The sequence below is a fragment of the Methylobacterium carpenticola genome (assembly GCF_042748905.1).
Taxonomy (GTDB): domain Bacteria; phylum Pseudomonadota; class Alphaproteobacteria; order Rhizobiales; family Beijerinckiaceae; genus Methylobacterium; species Methylobacterium carpenticola.
The window spans coordinates 3,707,859-3,729,703 of record NZ_JBHZEO010000001.1; the positions used below are offsets into that span (position 1 = coordinate 3,707,859).

General features: G+C 71.3%; 16 protein-coding genes. 4 read left to right on the forward strand and 12 right to left on the reverse strand.

What is annotated here, in order from left to right; translation table 11 throughout:
* Positions 1–117 precede the first annotated feature (117 nt).
* From ACE101_RS17415 to ACE101_RS17450, 8 genes are all read right to left on the reverse strand, one after another.
* Entirely contained in the window at positions 118–2,043 is a 1,926-nt protein-coding gene (locus ACE101_RS17415) for a response regulator (protein ID WP_379138753.1), read from the reverse strand.
* The gene (locus ACE101_RS17420; protein ID WP_379131906.1) at positions 2,040–3,767 is read right to left on the reverse strand and encodes a response regulator; all 1,728 of its coding nucleotides are present in this window, start codon (positions 3,765–3,767) and stop codon (positions 2,040–2,042) included. The genes ACE101_RS17415 and ACE101_RS17420 overlap by 4 nt, the downstream gene beginning before the upstream one ends.
* The gene (gene cheB / locus ACE101_RS17425) at positions 3,764–4,828 is read right to left on the reverse strand and encodes a chemotaxis-specific protein-glutamate methyltransferase CheB (protein ID WP_379131909.1); all 1,065 of its coding nucleotides are present in this window, start codon (positions 4,826–4,828) and stop codon (positions 3,764–3,766) included. The genes ACE101_RS17420 and cheB overlap by 4 nt, the downstream gene beginning before the upstream one ends.
* An 85-nt stretch (positions 4,829–4,913) precedes the next feature.
* Positions 4,914–7,157 carry a hybrid sensor histidine kinase/response regulator gene (locus ACE101_RS17430; protein ID WP_379131912.1) on the reverse strand — a complete coding sequence of 748 codons (2,244 nt, stop codon included), beginning with the start codon at positions 7,155–7,157 and terminating at the stop codon, positions 4,914–4,916.
* Between the two features lie 26 nt (positions 7,158–7,183).
* Positions 7,184–8,869, reverse strand: a complete 1,686-nt coding sequence (locus ACE101_RS17435; RefSeq protein ID WP_379131915.1) for a methyl-accepting chemotaxis protein — start codon at positions 8,867–8,869, stop codon at positions 7,184–7,186.
* A gap of 18 nt (positions 8,870–8,887) precedes the next feature.
* Positions 8,888–9,460 (reverse strand): chemotaxis protein CheW, encoded by a 573-nt coding sequence (locus ACE101_RS17440; RefSeq protein ID WP_379131916.1) that lies wholly within the window; start codon positions 9,458–9,460, stop codon positions 8,888–8,890.
* On the reverse strand, positions 9,457–10,860 hold the full coding sequence (locus tag ACE101_RS17445) for a CheR family methyltransferase (RefSeq protein WP_379131918.1): 1,404 nt from the start codon (positions 10,858–10,860) through the stop codon (positions 9,457–9,459). The genes ACE101_RS17440 and ACE101_RS17445 overlap by 4 nt, the downstream gene beginning before the upstream one ends.
* Complete coding sequence (locus ACE101_RS17450; protein ID WP_379131921.1) at positions 10,848–11,336, reverse strand: chemotaxis protein CheW; 489 nt, start codon at positions 11,334–11,336, stop codon at positions 10,848–10,850. Before ACE101_RS17450 ends, ACE101_RS17445 begins: the two co-directional genes overlap by 13 nt.
* A gap of 348 nt (positions 11,337–11,684) precedes the next feature.
* Here ACE101_RS17450 and ACE101_RS17455 point away from each other — a divergent pair, with 348 nt between their 5' ends.
* Both ACE101_RS17455 and ilvN read left to right on the forward strand, forming a co-directional pair.
* The gene (locus ACE101_RS17455) at positions 11,685–13,463 is read left to right on the forward strand and encodes an acetolactate synthase 3 large subunit (protein ID WP_379131924.1); all 1,779 of its coding nucleotides are present in this window, start codon (positions 11,685–11,687) and stop codon (positions 13,461–13,463) included.
* 18 nt (positions 13,464–13,481) lie between these two features.
* A complete protein-coding gene (gene ilvN / locus ACE101_RS17460) occupies positions 13,482–14,024 on the forward strand; it encodes an acetolactate synthase small subunit (RefSeq protein ID WP_379131927.1) in 543 nt (180 codons plus the stop codon).
* Positions 14,025–14,336: 312 nt separating this feature from the next.
* Here the strand turns inward: ilvN and ACE101_RS17465 are convergent, their stop codons facing one another.
* The 4 genes from ACE101_RS17465 to ACE101_RS17480 all read right to left on the reverse strand — a co-directional run bounded on the left by ACE101_RS17465 (position 14,337) and on the right by ACE101_RS17480 (position 18,247).
* The gene (locus tag ACE101_RS17465) at positions 14,337–14,834 is read right to left on the reverse strand and encodes a hypothetical protein (RefSeq protein WP_379131930.1); all 498 of its coding nucleotides are present in this window, start codon (positions 14,832–14,834) and stop codon (positions 14,337–14,339) included.
* 51 nt (positions 14,835–14,885) lie between these two features.
* A complete protein-coding gene (locus ACE101_RS17470; protein ID WP_379131933.1) occupies positions 14,886–15,350 on the reverse strand; it encodes a GIY-YIG nuclease family protein in 465 nt (154 codons plus the stop codon).
* Between the two features lie 361 nt (positions 15,351–15,711).
* On the reverse strand, positions 15,712–17,436 hold the full coding sequence (locus ACE101_RS17475; RefSeq protein WP_379131935.1) for a class I adenylate-forming enzyme family protein: 1,725 nt from the start codon (positions 17,434–17,436) through the stop codon (positions 15,712–15,714).
* 43 nt (positions 17,437–17,479) lie between these two features.
* Positions 17,480–18,247: an SDR family oxidoreductase gene (locus ACE101_RS17480; protein ID WP_379131937.1), complete on the reverse strand. Its 768-nt coding sequence runs from the start codon at positions 18,245–18,247 to the stop codon at positions 17,480–17,482.
* Between the two features lie 215 nt (positions 18,248–18,462).
* Between ACE101_RS17480 and ACE101_RS17485 the strand changes: the two genes are divergently transcribed.
* Together ACE101_RS17485 and ACE101_RS17490 are read left to right on the forward strand one after the other, a co-directional pair.
* Positions 18,463–19,665 (forward strand): acetyl-CoA C-acyltransferase, encoded by a 1,203-nt coding sequence (locus tag ACE101_RS17485; RefSeq protein ID WP_379131940.1) that lies wholly within the window; start codon positions 18,463–18,465, stop codon positions 19,663–19,665.
* 83 nt (positions 19,666–19,748) lie between these two features.
* Entirely contained in the window at positions 19,749–21,827 is a 2,079-nt protein-coding gene (locus ACE101_RS17490) for a 3-hydroxyacyl-CoA dehydrogenase NAD-binding domain-containing protein (protein WP_379131943.1), read from the forward strand.
* Positions 21,828–21,845 lie beyond the last annotated feature (18 nt).

The following is a 21,845-nucleotide window of genomic DNA, read 5'->3' on the forward strand; positions in this document are numbered from 1 at the left end:
CAAGCCTGATGGCCGTCGCCCGGTGCAGCGTCCGCAGCCCCGCCGACCGCTCCTGCGGGCGGCGGACATGACCCCTTGGGAGGGCTCTGCCGGGGATCGGTGCCCGACCTGGACGCCTCACCCCCGCTCCGCTCCCTCCGTCAGCAGCGTCGCCACCCGCGCGCCCAGTTCCGTCGACGGGAACGGCTTCTCCAGCACCGAATAAGCGTGCGGGATGCGGGCGGCCTCCGCGTGGCCGGTCACGATCAGGAAGGGGAGGGCGGGCCAGCGCTCCCGCACCACGTCGGCGAGGTCGAGCCCGCTCATGCCCGGCATCGCGAGGTCGGCGACCACGAGGTCGAAGGGCTCGGCCTCCAGCCGGACCAGGGCCGCCTCGGCGCCCGGAACCTCGATGGCGTCGTGGCCGAAGCCGCTCAGGAAGGAGGCGGTGACGTGGCGCACCTGCGGGTCGTCGTCGACCACCAGGATGCGGGCCCGGTGGCGGCGCGCCGGCACGGCGTCCGCGCCCTCGCTCTCCGCGACGGCGAGGGGCTCGTGCGAGCGCGGCAGGTAGAGCTCCACCCGGGTGCCGCGGCCGACCTCGCTGTGGATGCGGATCGTGCCGCCGGATTGCTGGAGCAGGCTGAACACCATGGCGAGGCCGAGCCCGGTGCCCTGGCCCTGCGCCTTGGTGGTGAAGAAGGGCTCGAACACCCGGCTCAGGATCTCGGGCGGGATGCCGGTGCCGGTATCGGCGATGGCGATCACCGCGTAGTCGCCGTCCGGCAGGTCGGGGTCGGGGCTGCCCGTCACGACGACGTTGCGGCTCGAGAGCGTCACCACGCCCCCGTCCGGCATCGCGTCGCGGCCGTTGATGCAGAGGTTGAGGATCGCCAGTTCGAGCTGCTCGGGATCCACGCGGGCCGGCCACAGACCGGGATCGAGGTCGTGGTCGACCTGCACGAAGCCGCCGAGGCTGCGCCCGAGCAGGTCGTTCATGCCGCGGATCACGCCGTTGAGATCGACCACGCGCGCCTGCAATTCCCGCTGACGGCTGAAGCTCAGGAGGCGCTTGGTCAGGGCCGCGCCGCGCTGGGCAGCGTGGGAGGCGTTGGTCAGCAGCCGCGACAGCCGGGCATCGCCCGCGACCTTCGGCAGCGCCAGTTCCAGGCTCCCCAGGATCGCGGTCAGGAGATTGTTGAAGTCGTGCGCCACGCCGCCCGCGAGCGTGCCGAGCGCCTGCATCTTGTCGGCCTGCCGCAGGCGCGCTTCGAGCTGCTTCTGCTCGGTGACGTCGCGCTCGATCGTGGCGAGATGCACGATGGCGCCGGCCGCGTCGCGGATCGGCACGCGCGTCACCTGCGTCCAGGTCGGGGCGGCGTCGGGGCCGGCCGTCACGGTGGCCTCGACGGGCTGTCCGCCCGCGATCGCGGCCCGGTCGGCAGCCGCGATCGAAGCGGCCGCCTCGGGCGGCAGGAAGTCGCTCTCCGGCCGCCCGAGGCACGCCTCGACAGGTGCGCCGAGCCGGGCCGCCTTGGCGGCGTTGACGCGCACGAAGCGCCCCGCCGCGTCCTTGAAGGCGATGGCGTCGCCCGCATGGTCGAGGAGGCCGCGCAGGAGCGCGCGCTCGGTGGCGAGGTCGCGCGCGAGACGGTGGCGCTCGAAGGCCGCCCGGATGGCCCCGCGCAGCAGGGCCGGGTCCCAGGGCTTGGTGACGTAGCCGGTGATGCCGCCGCGGTTGAGCGCCGAGGTCACCGCCGAGAGATCGGCGTAGCCGGTGAGGAGGATGGCCTGCGCGTCGCTGATGATGCGGGCGCGGGTGAGCAGCGCGTCGCCGGTCATGCCCGGCATGCGCTGGTCCGACACGATCACCGCCACGTCCGGCTCGGCGGCCAGCAGGGCGAGCGCCTCGTCCGGGCGGCTGGCGGTCAGAACCCGGTACTCGTCCTCGAGCAGATCCTCGAGGGCGACGAGAATGTCCGGTTCGTCGTCGACCGCGAGGATCGTGGCCCGCGCCGCGCTCGTCTCCATGCCCATCCGATGCTTCGCCTCGCCCGCGATCATGCGGCCCGCCGCGGGATGCTGATCACGAAGCACGCGCCGCCACCGGGCGCCGTCTCGACCGAGATAGTGCCGCTATGCGCCTGGACCACGCTGTACGCAATGGCGAGGCCGAGCCCGGTTCCGGACCCGACCGGCTTCGTGGTGAAGAAGGGTTCGAAGATCCGCTCGCGCAGGTCCTCGGGCACGCCCGGGCCGGTGTCGCTGATGCGGATGACGTCGTTGTCGCCCTCGCTCAGGGTCTCGACGGTGATCCGGCCGTCGCCGGGAATCGCGTCCGCGGCGTTGCCGATCACGTTCATGACCACTTGGTTGAGGAGCGCCGGGGTGCAGCAGATCTCCGGCTCCCCCGCGAGGCGACGCTCGACGGTGATGCGGCTGCCGAGCTTGTGCTGGACCAGCGCCAGCACGGTCTCGATCGCCTCCGGCACGTTGACGGAGCGCAGCTCGCCCTCGTCGAGGCGCGAGAACTTGCGCAGGTTCACGACGAGGTCCTGGATGCGGGCGAGGCCGAGCCGCATGGAGCCGATCCGGTCCTGGGCCTTGGCCAGCGCCCGGCGCGCCGGCTCGGGCAGGTCCCCGGTCCCGGCCGCCACCTCGCCGATCAGGCGCTCCACCGTGCCCTGGTGGGCGAGGATGAAGGCGAGCGGGTTGTTGATCTCGTGGGCGATCCCCGCGACGAGTTCGCCGAGCGAGGCCATCTTGGCGGCCTGGACGAGCTTCGCCTGCGCGTCCTTGAGCTGGCGGTTGGCGTCGGCGAGGTCGCGGTTGGCCTGTTCGAGGGCGCCCGCCAGCGCGGCCTTGGCCTCCGCCGCCGCGGCCTCGGCCTGGGCCCGCTCCACCGCGCGCTCGTGCTGGCGCAGCTCGTCGGCGACGCGGCGGTTGTCCTCCTCCAGGAGCTTGCGGCGCACCAGGGTGCGCACGCGGATCGCCAGGACCTCCCCCTCGGCGCCCTTCGGCACCACGTCGTCGACCCCCGCCGCGAAGGCCTGGACCAGCATGTCCTTGCCCGAGGCCGCGGCGCTGCCGATGCCCACGAGGTAGAAGCCGGCGCTCCCGCCCGGCCCGCCGCGCAGGGCCGCGATGCGGCGGCACAGGGCGATGGCGTCGTAGGCCGGGGAGAGCAGGTCCACCGTCACGCAGTCGAAGGCCGCCCCCGGCGCGTCGAGGGCGGCGAGCGCCTGGTCCGGCCCGTCCGCCGCCATCACTGCGTGGCCCTCCTGGCCGAACAGGCCGGCCAGATAGGCCCGGTAGGTGGCGCTCGCGTCGACGACGAGGAGGCGCGCGCGGCGGAAGGCCCCGCCCTGGCCGGCCTCCTGCGGGCCGCTCTGCCCGCGTTCGCGCAGGAGCGCGCGGATGCGCAGCACCAGGAGATCCCGGTCGGCGGATTTCGGCACGTAGGCGTCGGCGCCGCTCTGCAGCCCCTGGCGCTCCAGGTCGCGGCCCTGCGCCTCGGTGAGCATCAGCACCGGCGTCGCGCGGGTGCGCAGGGAGAGGCGGATCTGCCGCGTGAGTTCGTCGCCGTTGATGCCGGGCAGGTGGTAATCCGCCACCACGAGGTCGGGCAGGCCCTCGTTCAGGGCGTCGAGCGCGGCCTCGGCGGTGGCGCAGCGCGTCACCGAAAAGCCGCTCGCCTCGAGGAGAAGCCGCAGCTGCAGCGCCTGGGTCTCGGAATCCTCCACGAGGAGGATCCGGGCCGGTGCGGCCTCCGGGGGGGCGAGGCTCATCGGAACGTCCCGGGCTGCACCGCCCGCAGGAGGCGCGGGGCGATCAGGTCGAGGGGCAGGACCGATTCGGCCGCCTTCAGGCGCACCGCCGCGGCCGGCATGCCGTAGACGACCGCGGAACTCTCGTGCTCGGCGATGGTGAAGGCCCCCGCGAGCCGCATGTCGAGGAGCCCCGCCGCCCCATCCTCGCCCATGCCGGTGAGCAGGATGCCGAGCGCCCGCGGCCCGGCCTGGCGCGCCACCGAGCGGAACAGCGTGGTGGCGGAGGGCCGCTGGCTGCCGACCGGCGGCGCGTCCGACAGCGCGAGGAGGCCGCCGGGGCCGAGTTCGAGGTGGCGGTTGCCGGGCGCCACGTAGACGCGGCCGGGCAGCGGCCGTGCGCCGTCCTGCGCCACCGCGACGGCGAGGGGCACGACCCCGTTCAGCCAGGTCGCGAAGCCGTCCATGAAGGCCGCGCCCATGTGCTGGACGAGGAGGATCGGCGCCGGGAAGTCGGCCGGGAGCGCCCCGAGGAGCCGCGCGAAGGCGGGGGGCCCGCCCGTCGAGGCGGCCACCGCCACGAGGCTCGGCGGGGTGCCGGCGCCCTCCCGGGCGGGTGGATCGGGGAGGGCGGGGCGCTCGCGCTCGGCGCCGATCGCCCGGCGGCGGATCACCGGCACCTCGCTCATGATGCGCAGCTGCGTGCAGATCTGGTCCGCCACCGCCGCGTAGGCCCGGTGCCCGGTGCCGACCGGCTTCTCGACCACGCTGAGCGCCCCGGCCCGGAGCGCGTTCATGGAGATCTTCAGCGAGGAATCCTCGACCGCGTCCGCGATGACCACGATGGGCGTCGGCCGCTCGGCCATGATCCGCCGGGTGGTCTCCAGCCCGTCGATGCCGGGCAGCCGGATGTCCATGGAGATCACGTCCGGCTGGACGCGGTGGATCTCCCGCAGGGCCTCCTCGCCGGAGGGGACCGCGGCCACCAGGGCGAGGCGCGGGTCGCGGCTGACGATGTGGGCGAGGAGCTGGCGGACGACGAGGGAATCCTCGACCAGCATCACGCGGATGGGGGCGGTCATGGGGCGCTCCCGGCTGCGGCGGGGCTGGCCGTGCGGGCCGGGCCATCACCGTATCGGGGCAGAGGAGAGAGGCGGGCGGAGGCGCTCACAGCAGCTGACCGATCGTATCGAGAAGCTCGCGTTGGTCGAACTTCTGCTTGGTGATGTAGGCATCCGCGCCGAGATCGAGGCCGCGACGGATATCCGCGGGGTCGCCGCGGGAGGTCATCAGGATAACCGGCAGGCGCGTCAAGGCCGGGTCCGCCTTGATGGCCTGGAGCAGCCCGAACCCGTCGAGCCGCGGCATCTCGACATCCGCCACCACGAGATCGACCTCGGCGCCGTCGCGGCGCAGGCGGTCGAGCCCGTCCTGGCCGTCGACGCAGACGAAGACCCGGTAGCCCTGCGCCTCCAGGATGCTCTTCTCCAGGGTCCGGGTGGTGATGGAATCGTCGACCACCAGGATGGTCGGGCGCCGCCGGCGCGCGCCCTGCGCCGCGGGGGCGGCCGGGGCGGCGACGCGGCCGGAGGTCTCCGCCGCCCGCGCGACGAGGCCGGCGGGGTCGAGGACGAGGGCGGGGGTCTCCTCGGAGAGGAGCACCGTGCCGGAGAACAGCCCGGATTCGGCCCCGATCGGCGGCGCCGGCCCGACGAGGCTCGCGCGCACGTCGACCAGACGGTCCACCGCCGCGAGGCAGAGATCGCTGCCGCTGCGCAGGAGCACCGCCCGCACCAGCCCGTCCTCCACCGGAAGCGCGGCGCCGCCGCCCAGCAGCCCGGAGAGCGGCACCACCGGCACCGTCGCCTCGCGGCCGTCCACCACGAGGCGGGCCGAGGGCACCCCGGCGACGGGCACGATCCCGGCGGCGGGCAGCCGCACGAGCCGCGCCGCGGCGCTTCCCGGCAGGCCGTAGACCTGGCCCTCCGCCTCGACGAGGAGGAGCGGGCGGCGGGCCGCGGAGAGCGGCACGATGACCAGCACCTCGGCCCCGGCGGGCTGGACCCGGCGCAGCCGCGCCCGCCCGCGCAGGTGCGCGGCCGCCTCCGCCACCACCGAGAGCCCGACCCCGCGTCCCGACAGGCGGTCGACCTTGCCGGCGGTGGAGAAGCCCGGCGCGAAGACGAGGCCGAGGGCCTCGCGGGTGGTGAGCTTGGCGTCGGGGGCGACCAGCCCCTGCCGGCGGGCGGTCTCGACGATGCGGGGGATGTCGGGGCCGCGCCCGTCGTCGCGCACGCTGAGCACGAGGTCGCCCCCGCGCGCCGCCACCGTCAGGGTGACGGTGAGCGCCTCGGGCTTGCCCTTGGCGCGGCGCTCCTCGGGCGGCTCGGCCCCGTGGCTCACGGCGTTGCGCAGGAGGTGCAGCACCGGATCCTTGAGGGCCTGGAGCAGGCCGCGATCCACCGGCAGGTCGAGGCCCTGCAGCTTCACCTCGACCGGCAGGCCGGCCTCGCGGGCGATCTCGCGCACCATCCGCCCGTAGCCGCCGAACACCGTCTCGGCGGGGACGAGGAGCAGCCGGTCGGCATCCTCCCGCAGGCGGCGGGCGGCCGCCTCGATGGTGAGGGCGCCGCGGTGCTGGTTGCGCGCGAGCGCCGAGACGCCCCGGACCATCGCCCGCATCTCGCCGTCGAGCCGGCGGACGAGGTCGAGGGCCGCGTCGAGGAGCCCGGCCCCTGGATCACCCGCCTCGCGCAGGCGGCGGGCCAGGGCCGCCACCTCGCCGGAGCGGTCGCGCAGGGCGTCGGCGGTGCGCCGCAGGCCGCGGCTCTCGGCCTCGAGACCGGTGAGCGCGCCGCCGACCTCGTCCTGGCTCTGGAGCGCCAGGGTGAGGCCGTGCACCGCCCGCGACAGGCGCTCGACGTCGTCGCTGGCGATGCGCAGGACCGAGACGGCCGGCTCGGCCGACGGCTCCGGCGCGGCCGGCGCTGCGGGCTCGGCGGGCGGCGGAACGGGCGGCGCGTCCGGCGCTGCGGGGGCGGCGCCGAGACAGCGGTCGAGCGCGGCCGCGGCGTCCTCGGGCAGGGATGGCTCGGGGGTGGCCGCGAGGTTCGCCACCATGCCCTCGATCCGGTCGAGGGCGAGGGTCACGGCGGCGAGCGTGGCCGCGTCGAGGGGATGCGCGCCCTCGACGATGCGGTCGAACAGGGTCTCCAGCCGGTGGGCGATCTCCTCGATCGCCGGCAGGTCGACGGCGCGGGCCGCCCCCTTCAGGCTGTGGGCGCGGCGGAAGACGTCGTTCCAGTCCGGGCCGCGCCCCTCCCGGGCGGCGGCGAGCGCGGCCCGGATCGCCCCGAGATGCTCCCGGTGCTCGGCCTCGAAGGCCGCGAGCAGCATGGCGCGAATGTCCATCCGGGCGGCTCCTCAGGCCATGGCCCTCACAGCCGGTACCGCTCGGCCAGCGCCGTCAGCGCGGTCGCGAGTTCGCTGAGATTCGTCGCCGCGGTCTCCACCTGCCGGGTGCCGGCGGCGGTCTGCTGGCTCGCCTGCCGGATGTTCTGGAGGGCGCCCATCACCTGCTCGATGCCGAGCTGCTGCTGGTTCGTCGAGGCGACGATCTGCTGGAAGGTCTGCACGCTCTCCTGCACCCGGGCGGTGATCTCCTCGATCGTGGCATGGGTGGTGTCGGAGCGCTCCTTGCCGAGGGCCACCCGCTTCACCGCCTCCTCGGTCAGCATCACCGAGGAATTGATGCCCCGCTGGATGTCGCCGAGGATCGCCCGCACCTGGGCGGTCGCCTCCTTGGCCTGGTCGGCGAGCGCCTTCATCTCGGCGGCCACCACCGCGAAGCTGCGGCCGGATTCCCCCGCCGCCGCCGCCTCGATGGCGGCGTTGAGGGCGAGGAGATGCGTGCGCTCCGAGACGTCGTTCACCGTGGCGATGATCTCGCCGATCGCCTGGGTCTTCTCGCTCAAGGAGACGATGTTGGTCGCCACCGCCTCGCTCTGCTCGCGGATGGCGTCCATGGCCCGGGCGGTCTCGTCGACGGCGCGCAGGCCGGCCTGGGAGGTCTGGGCGGTGGCCTGGGCGGTGGCGATCACCTCCTGGGCGCGCTTGCCGATCTGGGCGCCCGCATGGGTGATCTCGTCCACCGTGGCGGCGGTCTCCTGCACGGCGGCGAACTGCTCCTCGACGCTCGCCGCCTGCTCCTGGGCCGAGGCGCGGATCTCGGCCGCCGCCGCGTTGAGGTTGGCGGTGGCCGCCCGGTTCTGGCTCGCGAGCTGGCGCAGGCCTTCCACCATCTGGTTCAGCACCACGCCGAGCCGGCCGAACTCGTCGCGGCTGTCATCGGCGATGCGCCCGGTGAGGTCGCCCTCGCCGATCCGCCCGACGAAGGCCATCACGGCCTCGAGGGGCCGCGACACCGAGCGCCGGATGAGCCCGGTGATCACCAGCGCCATCGCCACGCAGGTGGCGAGCGCCACGATGGTCGAGATGCGGCTCTCCTCGTAGACCGCGCCGATGCGGCGCTGGCCGGCCGCGATCGCCTCGTCGAGGGCGTCGCGCGCCGAGGTCATAGTGCGCACGAAGCTGTCCTGGGTCTGATCGAGGCTCGCCTCGGTGCTCTGGACGGTGCCGAGGTCGTTGGCGTCGAGGGCCTGGAACTGCCGCTCGGTGGCGGTGCGGATGCTGCGCAGCTCCACGCCCGCGGCGGTCAGGATCTCGCCGATGCGCTGCCACGCGGCGGCGCGGTCCGCCGACAGGGACTGGGCGCGGTACTCGTTCACGTTGGTGATGGTGCCCGCGAGCGCGGTCTCGGTGGCCGCGGCGGCCCGGCGCCAGCCGATCGCCGGCTCCTCCTTGGCCGGCACCTCCTTGTTGAGGGCGCGCAGGAAGTAGCGGGTGGTGGCCTCGTCGCGCAGGTCGCTCATCCGGCGCTGGCCCTCGCGGATGGCCTCGAGCTGGTGCATCACCGCGAGGTCGCGGCTGACGATGAGGTCGGTGGAGCGGCGCACGTCGCCGATCTGGGCGAGCGCGTAGAGGCCGAGCGCCACGATCACCAGGATGACGGCGGTGAAGCCGAGGAGGATGCGGTTCCCGATCGAGATCGACACGCTGGTCACAGGCTCCGAGGAGAGAGGTCAGGCTCTCGGCGCGATGCCGAGGAAGGGTTGCAGCAGGGCGCGCAGGTCGAGGAGGGCGAAGCCCTCCGCATCCTCCGCATCCGCCCGGGCATGACCCGCGACGGGCCGCCCCGGCGGCGCGGGGCCGTCATCGACGAGGGCGTCCAGCACCGCGAGCGCCCGCTCGACGCGCAGGCCGATGCGCGGGTTGTCCCGACGCAGGACGACGAGATGGGCCGGAGCGTCCGCGGCCGGGGCCGGCAGCGCCAGGGCGGTGGCGAGATCGAGGACGCTGAGCAGCGCGCCGCCCCGGCCGGAGAGCCCGATGAGGGCGGGCGGGGCTCCGGGCACCGGCGTGCAGGGACGGTAGGGCGCCACCTCCGCCACGGCGTCGAGGGGCAGGCCGACCCGCTCCGCCCCGATGCGGCAGAGGAGAACCCGGCGCCGCGCGCGGGCCTCGGCGGGAGCCCGGCCGCGCTCCGCCAGCGCGCGGCTGCGCGCGTCGAGGAGCGCCTCGATCCGGGCGGCCCCGAGGGCCGATTCGGCGTCCGGCCGGGTGGGGCCGGCGGGCGCGGGGAGCGTGCCGGTCACGCCGTCACCGCGCCGAGCAGGGGCTGCGCCGCATCCGCCAGGCGCGCGGCGGTCAGCCCGTCGCCCTCCGCCAGGGGAGCCTCGGGGGCGAGGGCGGCGGCGAGCCGCAGGGCGTTGGCGATCGCCCGGCGTCCGGCCTCGGCCCGGCCGGCGGCGATCAGCGTGAGGCCGAGATGGTAATGGGCCATCACGAAGCCTTTATCGAGGTAGACCGCGCCGCGGAAGGCGCGCTCGGCCTCGTCGGGCCGCGCCCGCGCCCGGGCGAGCAGCCCCTCGTAGAAGCGCAGGCGCGCATCCGTCGGATCCGCCTGGAGGGCGGCGCGGCAGGCCCGCCAGCTCGCATCGAGGTCACCCGCATCGGCAAGGTCCCGCACGGTGGCGAGCCGGTCCGGATCCGGGGCCGGCGGCGGTTCCGCCGGGAGCGGCCGCCGCGGGGGGAGAAGCGGGCGGGTGCGCGCCCGGACCGGCCGGAGCGGCGGGGGGGCCGGCGCGGCCGGTTCGGGCGGCACGGGCGCCGCCGCCTCGGCCTCTTCGGCCTCTTCGGCCTCCTGGCGCCGGTAGGCGGCGGTGCCCGGCAGGCTCACCGGGCGCAGGATCTCGGCGAAGGCCGGATTGGGCTCCGCATGGCCGAGCAGCAGCCAGCCCCCGGGGCGCAGCCGGCTCGCCAGAGCGCGCACCACCGCCGTCACCGTGTCGGGATGGAAGTAGATCAGGACGTTGCGGCACAGGATGAGGTCGTAGTCGGTGAAGGCGAGCGAGGCGGTGCCGCCCACGAGATGGAGCAGGTTCTGCGGTTCGAAGCGGGCAAGCCCGCGGAATTCCGGCCGCAGCGCGAAGGTGCTCTCGCGGGTGCCCGGCCGGAAGTAGCGCGCCCGGTCCTCGGCGGACAGGCTGCGCAGGGCCCAGACGCCGTACTCGGCCTTGCGCGCCACCGCGAGCACGTCGCGGTTGATGTCGGTGCCGGTGAGCGCGACACGCCACGTCGGCAGATCCTCCCCGAGGAGTTCGTGCAGCAGGATCGCGAGCGAGTAGGTCTCGGGACCCGTCGAGCAGCCCGCGCTCCAGATGCGCAGGCGCCGCTCGGCCCCCCGCGCCGCGATGCGCTCGGGCAGGATGGTCCGGCGCAGGGCCGCGAACTGCTCCGCGTAGCGGAAGAAGAAGGTCTCGCCGATGGTGATCGCGGCTTCGAGGGCCTCCCACTCGGCCTCGGATTCCCGCAGCAGCGCGAGGTAGGCGCCCGCATCCGGGATCGCGGCCGAGCGCAGCCGCGGCCGCAGCCGGTCCCACAGCAGGTCGTCCTTGTCGGCGTAGTAGTGGTGGCCGGTGCGCGCGACGATCGCCGCCTTCAGCGCCGCGAAGGCCGGATCGTCCGTCGGCGCCCGCGGGATCAGGCTGCCCATTCGGCGAGGCGGGCCTGCGCGGCGCGGGTCTGGGCGTCCAGGCGTTCGCGCTCCTCGGCGAGCAGGATCCGGCGGATGTCGAGGCCGTGGAGCAGGCGCTCGCCCACCCGCACCTCCGCGGCCACGCAGCCGTTGAGCGCCGTGCCCGGCGCCACCGGGTTCACCGCATCGGGCGCCACGGTGACGAGATCGCTGACCCGGTCGACCAGGAGGGCGAGGGGCGCCTCCGCCCCGAGCATGAGAAGGTGGCGGTAGACCATCGGCCGGCCGGCCTCCGCCGGCAGGCCGAACAGGGCGGCGAGGTCGATGACCGGCACCGCGGCGCCGCCGAGATTGAAGAAGCCGGCGAGCGCCGCCGGCACCCCGGGCGGGCGCCACAGGCGGGGCAGGGGCAGGATCTCGCGCACGGCCTCGCGCGGCACCGCGCAGGCGGTGCCGGCGACGTCGACCGTCAGGAAGGCCGCTGCCCGCGCCATCGTGTCGGATCCGTGTGAACGAGGAGCCTGCGGCCCAGATAGGGGAGGATGGCCGGAATCCCAACCACCGCCCGCCGGCTGCCCCGAAAGTCGAAGGCCGCGCGGGGCCGGAACGGGCCGGAATCATGGTTGACCGTCGGGGGCGCGGCGCGTAGGGTCCCCGCCACTTTTCGGGAATGGGTTCGACGCGAGATGCGCGCGGTTCTTATTGTAAGGTGGGCGCCACGGACGGGGCGGGCTTGAGATAGCCCGTAAGCCCGGCGGTGGCGCATGCAGGGTCCTTCGGGGCCCTTTTTTGTTGCCTGAACGAACCGCTGCACGACGAGACCGGTGCAAGGGAGACAGACGATGAGTGCAGGCGAGGTCATGACCGGCGCCGAGATGGTGATCCGGGCGCTGCAGGATCAGGGCGTCGACACGCTGTTCGGCTATCCGGGCGGCGCGGTGCTGCCGATCTACGACGCGCTGTTCCACCAGGACGCGGTCAAGCACATCCTCGTCCGCCACGAGCAGGGCGCGGTGCACGCCGCCGAGGGCTATGCGCGCTCCTCCGGCAAGGTCGGCTGCGTCCTCGTCACCTCGGGCCCCGGCGCCACCAACGCGATCACCGGCCTCACCGACGCGCTGCTCGACTCGATCCCGCTCGTCTGCATCACCGGCCAGGTTCCGACGCACCTGATCGGCTCCGACGCGTTCCAGGAATGCGACACGGTCGGCATCACCCGCAGCTGCACGAAGCACAACTACCTCGTCAAATCGATCGACGACCTGCCGCGCATCCTGCACGAGGCCTTCTACGTCGCCTCGCACGGGCGTCCCGGCCCCGTGGTCATCGACCTGCCGAAGGACATCCAGTTCGCGAGCGGCCTCTACCGCCGCCCGGCCGATAACGGCCACAAGACCTACCGGCCGCAGGTCCACGGCGATCAGGACAAGATCCGCGCGGCGGTCGCCCTGATGGCGGGGGCCCGGCGTCCGGTCTTCTACACCGGCGGCGGCGTCATCAATTCGGGGCCGGAGGCCTCGCGGCTGCTGCGCGAATTGGTGCGCGCCACCGGCTTCCCGATCACCTCGACGCTGATGGGGCTCGGGGCCTATCCGGGATCGGACCCGCAGTTCCTCGGCATGCTCGGCATGCACGGGACCTACGAGGCCAACCTCGCGATGCACGAATGCGACGTGATGATCTGCATCGGCGCGCGCTTCGACGACCGCATCACCGGGCGCCTCGACGCGTTCTCGCCGTTCTCGAAGAAGATCCACGTCGACATCGACGCCTCCTCGATCAACAAGAACGTCAAGGCCGATGTCGGCATCCTGGGCGACTGCGCCTCGGTGCTCGGCGACATGCTGAAGGCGTGGCGGGCGCTGACGCCGGAGCCGGACAAGGGCCGGCTCACCGAGTGGCTCTCGAAGATCAACGGCTGGAAGGCGCGCGAGTGCCTCGGCTACTGGCCCTCGGGCACGACCATCAAGCCGCAATACGCGGTCCAGCGCCTCTACGAGGCGACCAAGGCCCGCGAGACCTACGTCACCACCGAGGTCGGCCAGCACCAGATGTGGGCGGCCCAGTACTACAAGTTCGAGGAGCCGAACCGCTGGATGACCTCCGGCGGCCTCGGCACCATGGGCTACGGCCTGCCGGCCGCGGTCGGCACCCAGCTCGCCCATCCGGATGCGCTGGTGATCGACATCGCCGGCGAGGCCTCGATCCTGATGAACATCCAGGAGATGTCGACCGCGGTGCAGTACCGCCTGCCGGTCAAGATCTTCATCCTGAACAACGAGTACATGGGCATGGTGCGGCAGTGGCAGCAATTGCTGCACGGCTCGCGCTACTCCGAGAGCTACTCGGCGAGCCTGCCGGACTTCGTGAAGCTGGCCGAGGCCTACGGCGCCAAGGGCATCCGTTGCGAGAAGCCGGGCGACCTCGACGCGGCGATCCAGGAGATGCTGGATTACGACGGCCCGGTGATCTTCGACTGCATCGTCGACAAGACCGAGAACTGCTTCCCGATGATCCCGTCCGGCAAGGCCCACAACGAGATGCTGCTGTCGGACTATCTCGGCGAGACGGGCGCGGATCTGGGCGACGTGATCAGCGAGGAAGGCAAGGTTCTGGTCTGAGGACCGCGGGGAAGAGCGATGAACGCCATGAACACCCACTACCCCGAACCGGTCCGGGTCGAGCCGGCCGTCCGCCGCACGCTCGCGGTGATCGTCGACAACGAGCCGGGCGTGCTCGCCCGCATCGCCGGGCTGTTCTCGGGCCGCGGCTACAACATCGAGAGCCTGACCGTCTCGGAGACCGAGCACAGCCAGCACCTCTCGCGCATCACCATCGTGACCACGGGCACCAACGCGGTGATCGACCAGATCAAGGCGCAGCTCGACCGGCTGGTGCCCGTGCACCGGGTGGTGGACCTGACGCTCCAGGGCGATTCCCTGGAGCGGGAGATGTGCCTCCTGAAGGTGGTGGGGAAGGGCGAGCACCGGGTCGAGGCGATGCGCCTCGCCTCGGCCTTCGGCGCCCGCATCCTCGACGCGACGCTGAACTCCTTCGTGTTCGAACTCACCGGCGCGACCGACGAGATCGAGCGCTTCATCCGGCTGATGTCGGAGATCGGCCTCGTGGAGATCTCCCGCACCGGCGTCGCCGCGATGGGCCGCGGCGCGGAGCCGATGTAGGCGCTCCACTCAGTACAACCGGCTGGATCCGGGGCTGAAGCGCATGCCTTCCTTCAAGGGACATGACGGCGCTAAAGTCCCGGGTACTGCGGGTACTGCGGGAGGTGTCCGCCGTGCTCCGCTGCCGAAGTGATGATGAAGATTGTCCTAATCGCGCTTGTGATGACATTTTCAATGCTGTTTGTGGCGAAGTAAAAGCGGTTTTCCGGCGGAATAAATCGGTCTTCATGAACAAATTATCTATAATAAAACAGAGTAAACACTATTCAATTTTTGATCTAAATCCCATGTCTGATCTATTTTTAATGCCTATTATTGTGAATTTGCGCTCGTAATCGAATTCTCAATGTTAGTCAGTTCTTGTCGCCACCAATACACCGCCTCGCGAAAAAGCTGAAATGCATCTTCGCCATTCTCGAATGAAACGTAGTAGCCCTTTTCGTTGTGAGACAATTTGGCCCCGAAGGCGTACGTCTTCACCAGGTTGTTGCGTTCTCTCTCAATAAAATCCCAGAATATCCTCGCTTCTTCGGGATTCTCGCTTATATATTTCCACCATTTGGATATAACGGCAGCATGTTCTCCTGAAGTCAGAGCATCTACCTTGGCCAAAACATGACCTATCGTCCTAAGCAGAGTTATGCCAGAGACCCAATATAAACGCCACTCTGGAAGATCCTCACCGCAATCTTCCACATCGGAATTTTGAAAATGGAACAGAATGCCAACGCAGTTCCAGAACGGCTCCCAGGCCTTCAACGTTTGGTTTTGCGGCTCATGCGTAAAAATATTTCCTCTGATTATACTCATGATTGAAGCGCCTAATATTTGTGGAAATGATTGGGACGACTTATAGAAATTTTATTTTTCATGCTTGTTTTTCTGAGTATTTGACTCTTGTTTCACAAATTTCGGCAGCGAAAGGTGCTGTCGCGCGCGTTCGATACTGAACTCAGCCATCCCCTCCCCATTGAACCAGTAAATGAAATTGACTGAGTTTATATCTCTATCTTCGTCGGAGAACGCTATAAACCCGTCGAGGAGTGTTTCTTTATAATCCTCATCTTCGAATTCAAACCATTCTCCATAATACCATCCCCTGCAGAAACCTTCATGAAGCATGCGCTCAACTTTTGATACGTTCCAGAAAGGCTTTATGCCCATCAGTCGCATGTCGGGAAGCCACGTTTTCGCAGCTCTGGTCCTCGTCTTGGCGTCCGTAGTCTTTCCTATTTTATATCTGCCTCTATCCTCTATTATATAGATGTATCCATCATCAATCTTCGATATTCCAAAGATTGCCAAGTCTGGTTTGAAATCTGTCATCGACATCAAAGCTTGAAATTTTTGATAGATCGGCTAAGCCTGCTGCACTTGCCGATGCCGCATAATCGCTCATTTCTGCCTTAGAGGGTAGAGCGTATCCTGCGTAACCCACTTGAAGCGGGCCTCATCTGTCACTGGCACGCTCCACCGTTAATGAGACCTACGGCGTCCCCCCTGGTACCAGATGCAAGTGGCTCTGATACGGTTTCCGGAAGATCACTTTCGGAAACCGTACCACGAGCCCGCGCGGCGCCTGAGCGAGGCCGGTTTCCGCATCGCGAAGCGATCATCCGGAAACCGTATGAGGCATAGATTGGATCGGGCCGCCCGCGATTTCAGCCCGAATCCGCCGCCCCACGGGTCAGAACAGCTTCCGCAACGCGCTCTTGAGGATCTTGCCGCTCGGGTTGCGCGGCAGGATCTCCTCGTGGAGGAGGATGCGCACCGGCACCTTGAAGGCCGCGAGGCGGGACGCCACGAAGGCCCGCAGCTCCGCCTCGGAGACCTCCTGCCCGCGGCCCACGGCCACCACCGCGCCCGGCTCCTCGCCGAGCGTCGGGTGCGGGATCGCCACCACGGCGGCGTCCACCACCGCCGGGTGTTCGTGGAGCGCGTTCTCCACCTCGCAGCAATAGATGTTCTCGCCGCCGCGGATCAGCATGTCGCGGGCGCGGTCCACGATGGTGATGAAGCCCTCCGCGTCCATGCGAGCGAGGTCGCCGGTGGCGAGCCAGCCGTCCCGGAAGGCCGCCGCCGTCTCGGCGGGGCGGTTCCAGTAGCCCGCCACGACGTTCGGCCCCTTCACGTGCAGCTCCCCGACCTCGCCCGGCGGCAGCGCCCGCCCCTCCGGATCGACGATCCGCGCCTCGCAGACCGGCAGCGGCGGGCCGCAGCTGTCGGGCCGGTGCAGGTAATCCTCGCCCATGTGGTGGGTGAAGGTGGCGGAGGTCTCGGTCATGCCCCAGCCGGTCGCCGGCATCGCCTGCGGGAAGGCGGCGCGCAGGCGCCGCACCAGCTCGGCGGGGGCGGGCGCGCCGCCATAGGTGATGGTCTCCAGCGACGAGAGGTCGTGCGTCCCGGCTTCCCGGCCCTCCAGAAGCTGCCAGGCGATGGTCGGCACCCCGCCCGCGCTGGTGCAGCGCTCGCGCTCGATCAGCGCAAGGGCCCGGCCGACGTCCCAGCGGTGCATCAGCACGAGGCGCGAGCCGCGCGAGAGATTCGCCACCAGCGTCGCGAAGCAGCCGGTGACGTGGAAGAACGGCACCGAGACCAGCGATACCTTCTGGGGCGCTCCCGGGTCGGGCACCGGCACCGGCTCGCCCCGGCGCAGGGCCGCCCGCGCCCCCGAATAGGGATGGGCCATCACCCCGCAGGCCCCGTTGCGATGGGTGCCCATGGCCCCCTTCGGGCGGCCCGTGGTACCGGAGGTGTAGAACAGGGTGGCGAGGTCGTCGGGCGCCAGCGGGATGTCCGGCATCGCGCCGGCCGGGAGGCTGGTCCAGGCGGCGACGGGGCCGATGATCGCGTCCAGGCTCTCGGCCCCGGGCGCCGCGGCGCGGGCGAGGAGCACGCGCGCGAGCGCCGGGCAGGCGCCGCGCCGGTCCGTGATGCGCGCGAGGCGCTCGGCGTCGACGATCGCCACCGCGGCGCCGGAATCGGTCAGGGCGTATTCGAGTTCGGCCCCGGTCCACCACGCGTTGAGGGGGGCGGCCACGCCCCCCGCCAGCAGGGCCGCGAAGAAGGCGACCGGCCATTCGGGCAGGTTGCGCATGGCGATCGCGACCCGGTCCCCCGGACGCAGGCCGCCCCGGATCAGGTCGGCGCTGAGCGCCAGCACCGCGCGCGAGAACCCCTCGAAGCTCGCCCGGTCGTCCTCGTAGACCAGGAAGGTCTTGTCGCCGTGGCGGCGCCCGGCGAGGAAGACCTCGCGCAGGGTCGGGGGAGCCGCCGCCCAGACCCGCGTCGGCACGCCCCGGATCACCGCCTCGCTCACCGCGAAGGGGGCGCCGGGGGCGGTGAGGCGCGCGGTCGCCTCGGCGAAGGACAGGGCGGGCCAGGAGGGCGGCACAGCGGACGAGTCGGTCATCGGCGCACTCGCGGTGGGTCTCGGCGGCAGGGGGTGGGAGGCTTCAGGTGATCGTCTGTCCGCCATCCACGACGATGCTCTGGCCGGTCATGAAGGTGCCGGCCGGGCTCGCGAGGAAGACCGCGGCGCCCGCGATCTCGTCCGGCTGGCCGATGCGGCCGAGCGGCGTGCGCGCCGTGTAGGCGGCGCGGCTCGCCGGATCCTCCCACAGGGCCCGGGCGAAGTCGGTCTGGACCAGCCCCGGGGCGATGCAGTTGACCCGCACGTTGTGCGGTCCGAGCTCCACCGCGAGGTTGCGGGCGAGCTGGAAATCCGCAGCCTTCGAGATGTTGTAGGCGCCGATCACGCCGGAGCCCTTCAGGCCCCCCACCGACGACACGATGATGATCGATCCATCCCGCCGGGCGATCATGCCCGGGGCGGCAAAGCCGATCAGCCAGTGGTTCGCCACCACGTTGTTGTCGAGGATCTTGCGGAACTGCTCGTCGGCGATCCCGCTCATCGGCCCGTAATAGGGATTGGAGGCGGCGTTGCAGACGAGCACGTCGATGCGCCCGAACCGGTCCTCGGTGCGGCGCGCCAGCCGCTCCAGGTCGGGCTTGGAGGAGATGCTGGCCGGGACCACGATGGCGCGGTCGTCCCCGTGGCGCGCGTTGATGGCGTCGGCGACGGCCCGGCAGGCCTCCTCCTTGCGGGACGACACCACCACCCGCGCGCCGTGCTCGGCCAAGCGCTCCGCGATGGCCCGGCCGATGCCGCGCGAGGAGCCCGTCACCACGGCGACGCGGCCGGAGAGATCGAACAGCGACACGGGCGCTCCTCCCAAAATCTCTTGCGTTTTGCCGGGACCTTAGCTCTCTATGGCGATTAAGCAAGCCGCCCTTTCGAAAACGCGGCGGTGAGGAGGACGGCCAAGGGCGTGGCAGGCGGTTTTGAGGCCTTGCGGCGCCATACCCATTCCTCGATAAATCGGCACGCGCCCGGCCGGACCGCAGCGGCGGAGCCCCGGGCAGGAGGAGACTGGCAATGCGGGAAGCCGTCATCGTCGCGACCGCGCGCACGCCCATCGGCAAGGCCTATCGGGGTGCCTTCAACGACACTCAGGCCCAGGCGCTGGGCGGCCACGCCATCGCCGAGGCCGTGAGGCGCGCCGGCATCGACCCGGCCGAGATCGGCGACGTGGTGATGGGGGCCGCCCTCCAGCAGGGCTCGACGGGCTCGAACATCGCCCGGCAGGCCGCCCTGCGGGCCGGCCTGCCGGCGAGCGTGGCGGGCATGAGCGTCGACCGGCAATGCGCCTCGGGGCTGATGGCGATCGCCACCGCCGCCAAGGAGATCGTGACGGACGGGATCCCGATCGCGGTCGGCGGCGGCCTCGAATCGATCTCGCTGGTGCAGAACGACCGGATCAACCGGTTCCGCGCCGCCGATCCCTGGCTCGTGGAGCATGCGCCCGCCCTCTACATGACGATGATCGAGACCGCCGAGACCGTGGCGGAGCGCTACGGCATCGGCCGCGAGGCGCAGGACGCCTACGCCTTGACGTCGCAGCAGCGCACCGCGGCGGCGCAGGAGGCGGGCCGCTTCGCCGAGGAGATCGTGCCGTTCTCCACCCGCATGACCGTCACCGACAAGGCGACCGGCGAGACGCAGTCGCGGGAGGTGACCCTGGCGCAGGACGAGGGCAACCGGCCGCAGACGCGGCTTGAGGACCTCGCCGCCCTCAAGCCGGTGTTCAAGGACGGCCAGCGGATCAAGGACGGGCGCTTCGTCACTGCCGGCAATGCGAGCCAGCTCTCGGACGGCGCGGCGGCCTGCGTGCTGATGGAGGCCCGCGAGGCGGAGCGGCGCGGGCTCCAGCCGCTGGGCGCCTACCGGGGCATGGCGGTGGCGGGCTGCGAGCCCGACGAGATGGGCATCGGCCCGGTCTTCGCGGTGCCCAAGCTCCTCAAGCAGCACGGCCTCTCGGTCGAGGACATCGATCTCTGGGAGCTGAACGAGGCCTTCGCCTGCCAGGTGCTCTACTGCCGCGACCGGCTCGGCATCCCGGACGAGCGGCTGAACGTCGATGGCGGCGCCATCAGCATCGGCCATCCCTACGGCATGTCGGGGGCCCGCATGACCGGGCACATCCTGCTGGAAGGCCGCCGCCGCGGCGCCAAGTACGGCGTCGTCACCATGTGCGTGGGCGGCGGCATGGGCGCCGCCGGCCTGTTCGAGATCTTCTGAGGACGCGGGACCCCGCTCCCACCCGGGAGCGGCGTATCGCACCGCGACACCGTTCAAACGCCATTTCGAGAGGTTTGCCCGCGATGAACCAGGAGACACCCGTCGTTGCCGAGAGCCGCGAGGGCGCGGTCGCCGTCCTGACCCTGCAATCCGGGCCGGTGAACGCTCTCGGCTCGGCCCTGCGCGAGGGAATCCTCGCCGCCGTCGAGCGGGCCGAGGCCGATCCGGCCGTCACGGCAATCGTGCTGATCGGCGGGGGGCGGATGTTCAGCGCGGGCGCCGACATCACCGAGTTCGGCAAGCCCCAGCGCGGCATCCCGCTGCCCGACCTCCTCGACCGCATCGAGGCGGCCGGGAAGCCGGTGATCGCGGCGATCCACGGCAACGCGCTCGGCGGCGGCCTGGAGACGGCGCTCGCCTGCCACTACCGGGTGGCGGTGCCCTCCGCCAAGGTCGGCCTGCCGGAGGTGAAGCTCGGCATCCTGCCGGGTGCCGGCGGCACGCAGCGCCTGCCGCGCATCGTCGGCCCGCGCAAGGCCCTGGAGGTGATCGTCGGCGGCGCGCCGATCGGGGCCAAGGCGGCGGCCGGCATGGGGCTGATCGACGAGACCGCGCCGGAGGATTCCCTGCGCGCCCACGCCGTCGCCTTCGCGGAGCGCGTGGTGGCGGAGGGGCGGCCCCTCACCAAGATCCGCGACCGCGACGACCGCATCGCGGAGGGCCGCGACGATCCCGGCCTGTTCGACGCCTTCCGCCGGGAGAATGCCCGCAGGATGCGCGGCTTCGAGGCGCCGGAAGCCTGCATCGCCTGCATCGAGGCCGCCTGCCGGCTGCCCTTCGACCAGGGCCTCGCCTTCGAGCGCGAGCAGTTCCAGCGGCTCGTCTCCGGCAGCCAGTCGGCCGCCCAGCGCTACGTGTTCTTCGCCGAGCGCCAGACCGCCAAGATCCCGGACGTGCCCGAGGACACCCCGACCCGGCCGGTCGCCAAGGTCGGCATCATCGGCGCCGGCACCATGGGCGGCGGCATCGCGATGAACTTCCTCAACGCCGGCCTCCCGGTGACGATCGTCGAGACCAAGCGCGAGGCCCTCGACCGCGGCCTCGGGACCATCCGGTCCAACTACGAGGCGACCGCCCGGAAGGGCCGCCTGCGGCCGGAGGACGTGGAGACCCGGATGGGCCTCCTCACCGACACGCTCGACCTCGACGCCCTCAAGGAGTGCGATCTCATCATCGAGGCCGTGTTCGAGGACATGGGCATCAAGAAGGAGATCTTCTCCAGGCTCGACCGCATCGCCAAGCCCGGCGCGATCCTGGCCTCGAACACCTCCTATCTCGACATCGACGCGATCGCCGCCGTCACGGGCCGCCCCGGCGACGTGATCGGCATGCACTTCTTCTCGCCGGCCAACGTGATGCGCCTGCTCGAGGTGGTGCGCGGGGCGAGGACGGAGAAGGACGTCATCGCCACCGCCATGCAGATCGGCCGCAAGGTCGGCAAGATCGCGGTGCTGGTGGGCGTCTGCCACGGCTTCGTCGGCAACCGCATGCTCGCCGAGCGCCAGCGCGAGGCCAACCGGCTGATCCTGGAGGGCGTGACGCCCTGGGACGTGGACCGGGTGATCCACGAGTTCGGCCTGCCGATGGGTCCCTTCGCGATGAGTGACCTCGCTGGCCTCGACATCGGCTGGAGCCGGGAGACCAACCTGTCCGAGAGCGTGCGCGACCTCCTCTGCGAGATCGACCGCCGCGGCCAGAAGACGGGGGCCGGCTTCTACGACTACGACGCCAAGCGCAACGCCACCCCCTCGCCGGTGACCGAGGCGATCATCGCCAAGGTGGCCGGGCGGCAGGGCGTCGCGCGGAAACCCGCCTCCGACCAGGAGATCCTGGAGCGCTGCCTCTACCCGATGGTCAACGAGGGCGCGAAGATCCTCGACGAGGGCAAGGCGATCCGGGCCTCCGACATCGATATCGTCTGGATCAACGGCTACGGCTGGCCGGTCTACCGGGGCGGCCCGATGTTCTGGGCCGACGGCATCGGCCTGCCCCAGGTGCTGGAGCGGCTGCGCGCCTACGAGGCCGAGTACGGCGACGCCTTCAAGCCCTCGCCCCTGCTGGAGCGGCTGGCCGCGGAGGGGAAAGGGTTCAAGGACCTGTAGCGGACGCGGCACGGGGAG

Bases quoted from the DNA above. Each gene is read 5' to 3' on its own strand.
- ACE101_RS17465 (WP_379131930.1), bottom strand. From the start codon at position 14,834: ATGAGTATAATCAGAGGAAATATTTTTACGCATGAGCCGCAAAACCAA.
- ACE101_RS17490 (WP_379131943.1), top strand. From the start codon at position 19,749: ATGAACCAGGAGACACCCGTCGTTGCCGAGAGCCGCGAGGGCGCGGTC.
- ACE101_RS17485 (WP_379131940.1), top strand. From the start codon at position 18,463: ATGCGGGAAGCCGTCATCGTCGCGACCGCGCGCACGCCCATCGGCAAG.
- ACE101_RS17430 (WP_379131912.1), bottom strand. From the start codon at position 7,157: ATGGACATTCGCGCCATGCTGCTCGCGGCCTTCGAGGCCGAGCACCGG.
- ACE101_RS17455 (WP_379131924.1), top strand. From the start codon at position 11,685: ATGAGTGCAGGCGAGGTCATGACCGGCGCCGAGATGGTGATCCGGGCG.
- ACE101_RS17450 (WP_379131921.1), bottom strand. From the start codon at position 11,336: ATGGCGCGGGCAGCGGCCTTCCTGACGGTCGACGTCGCCGGCACCGCC.
- cheB (WP_379131909.1), bottom strand. From the start codon at position 4,828: ATGACCGCCCCCATCCGCGTGATGCTGGTCGAGGATTCCCTCGTCGTC.
- ACE101_RS17445 (WP_379131918.1), bottom strand. From the start codon at position 10,860: ATGGGCAGCCTGATCCCGCGGGCGCCGACGGACGATCCGGCCTTCGCG.
- ACE101_RS17420 (WP_379131906.1), bottom strand. From the start codon at position 3,767: ATGAGCCTCGCCCCCCCGGAGGCCGCACCGGCCCGGATCCTCCTCGTG.
- ACE101_RS17475 (WP_379131935.1), bottom strand. From the start codon at position 17,436: ATGACCGACTCGTCCGCTGTGCCGCCCTCCTGGCCCGCCCTGTCCTTC.
- ACE101_RS17415 (WP_379138753.1), bottom strand. From the start codon at position 2,043: ATGATCGCGGGCGAGGCGAAGCATCGGATGGGCATGGAGACGAGCGCG.
- ACE101_RS17470 (WP_379131933.1), bottom strand. From the start codon at position 15,350: ATGACAGATTTCAAACCAGACTTGGCAATCTTTGGAATATCGAAGATT.
- ilvN (WP_379131927.1), top strand. From the start codon at position 13,482: ATGAACGCCATGAACACCCACTACCCCGAACCGGTCCGGGTCGAGCCG.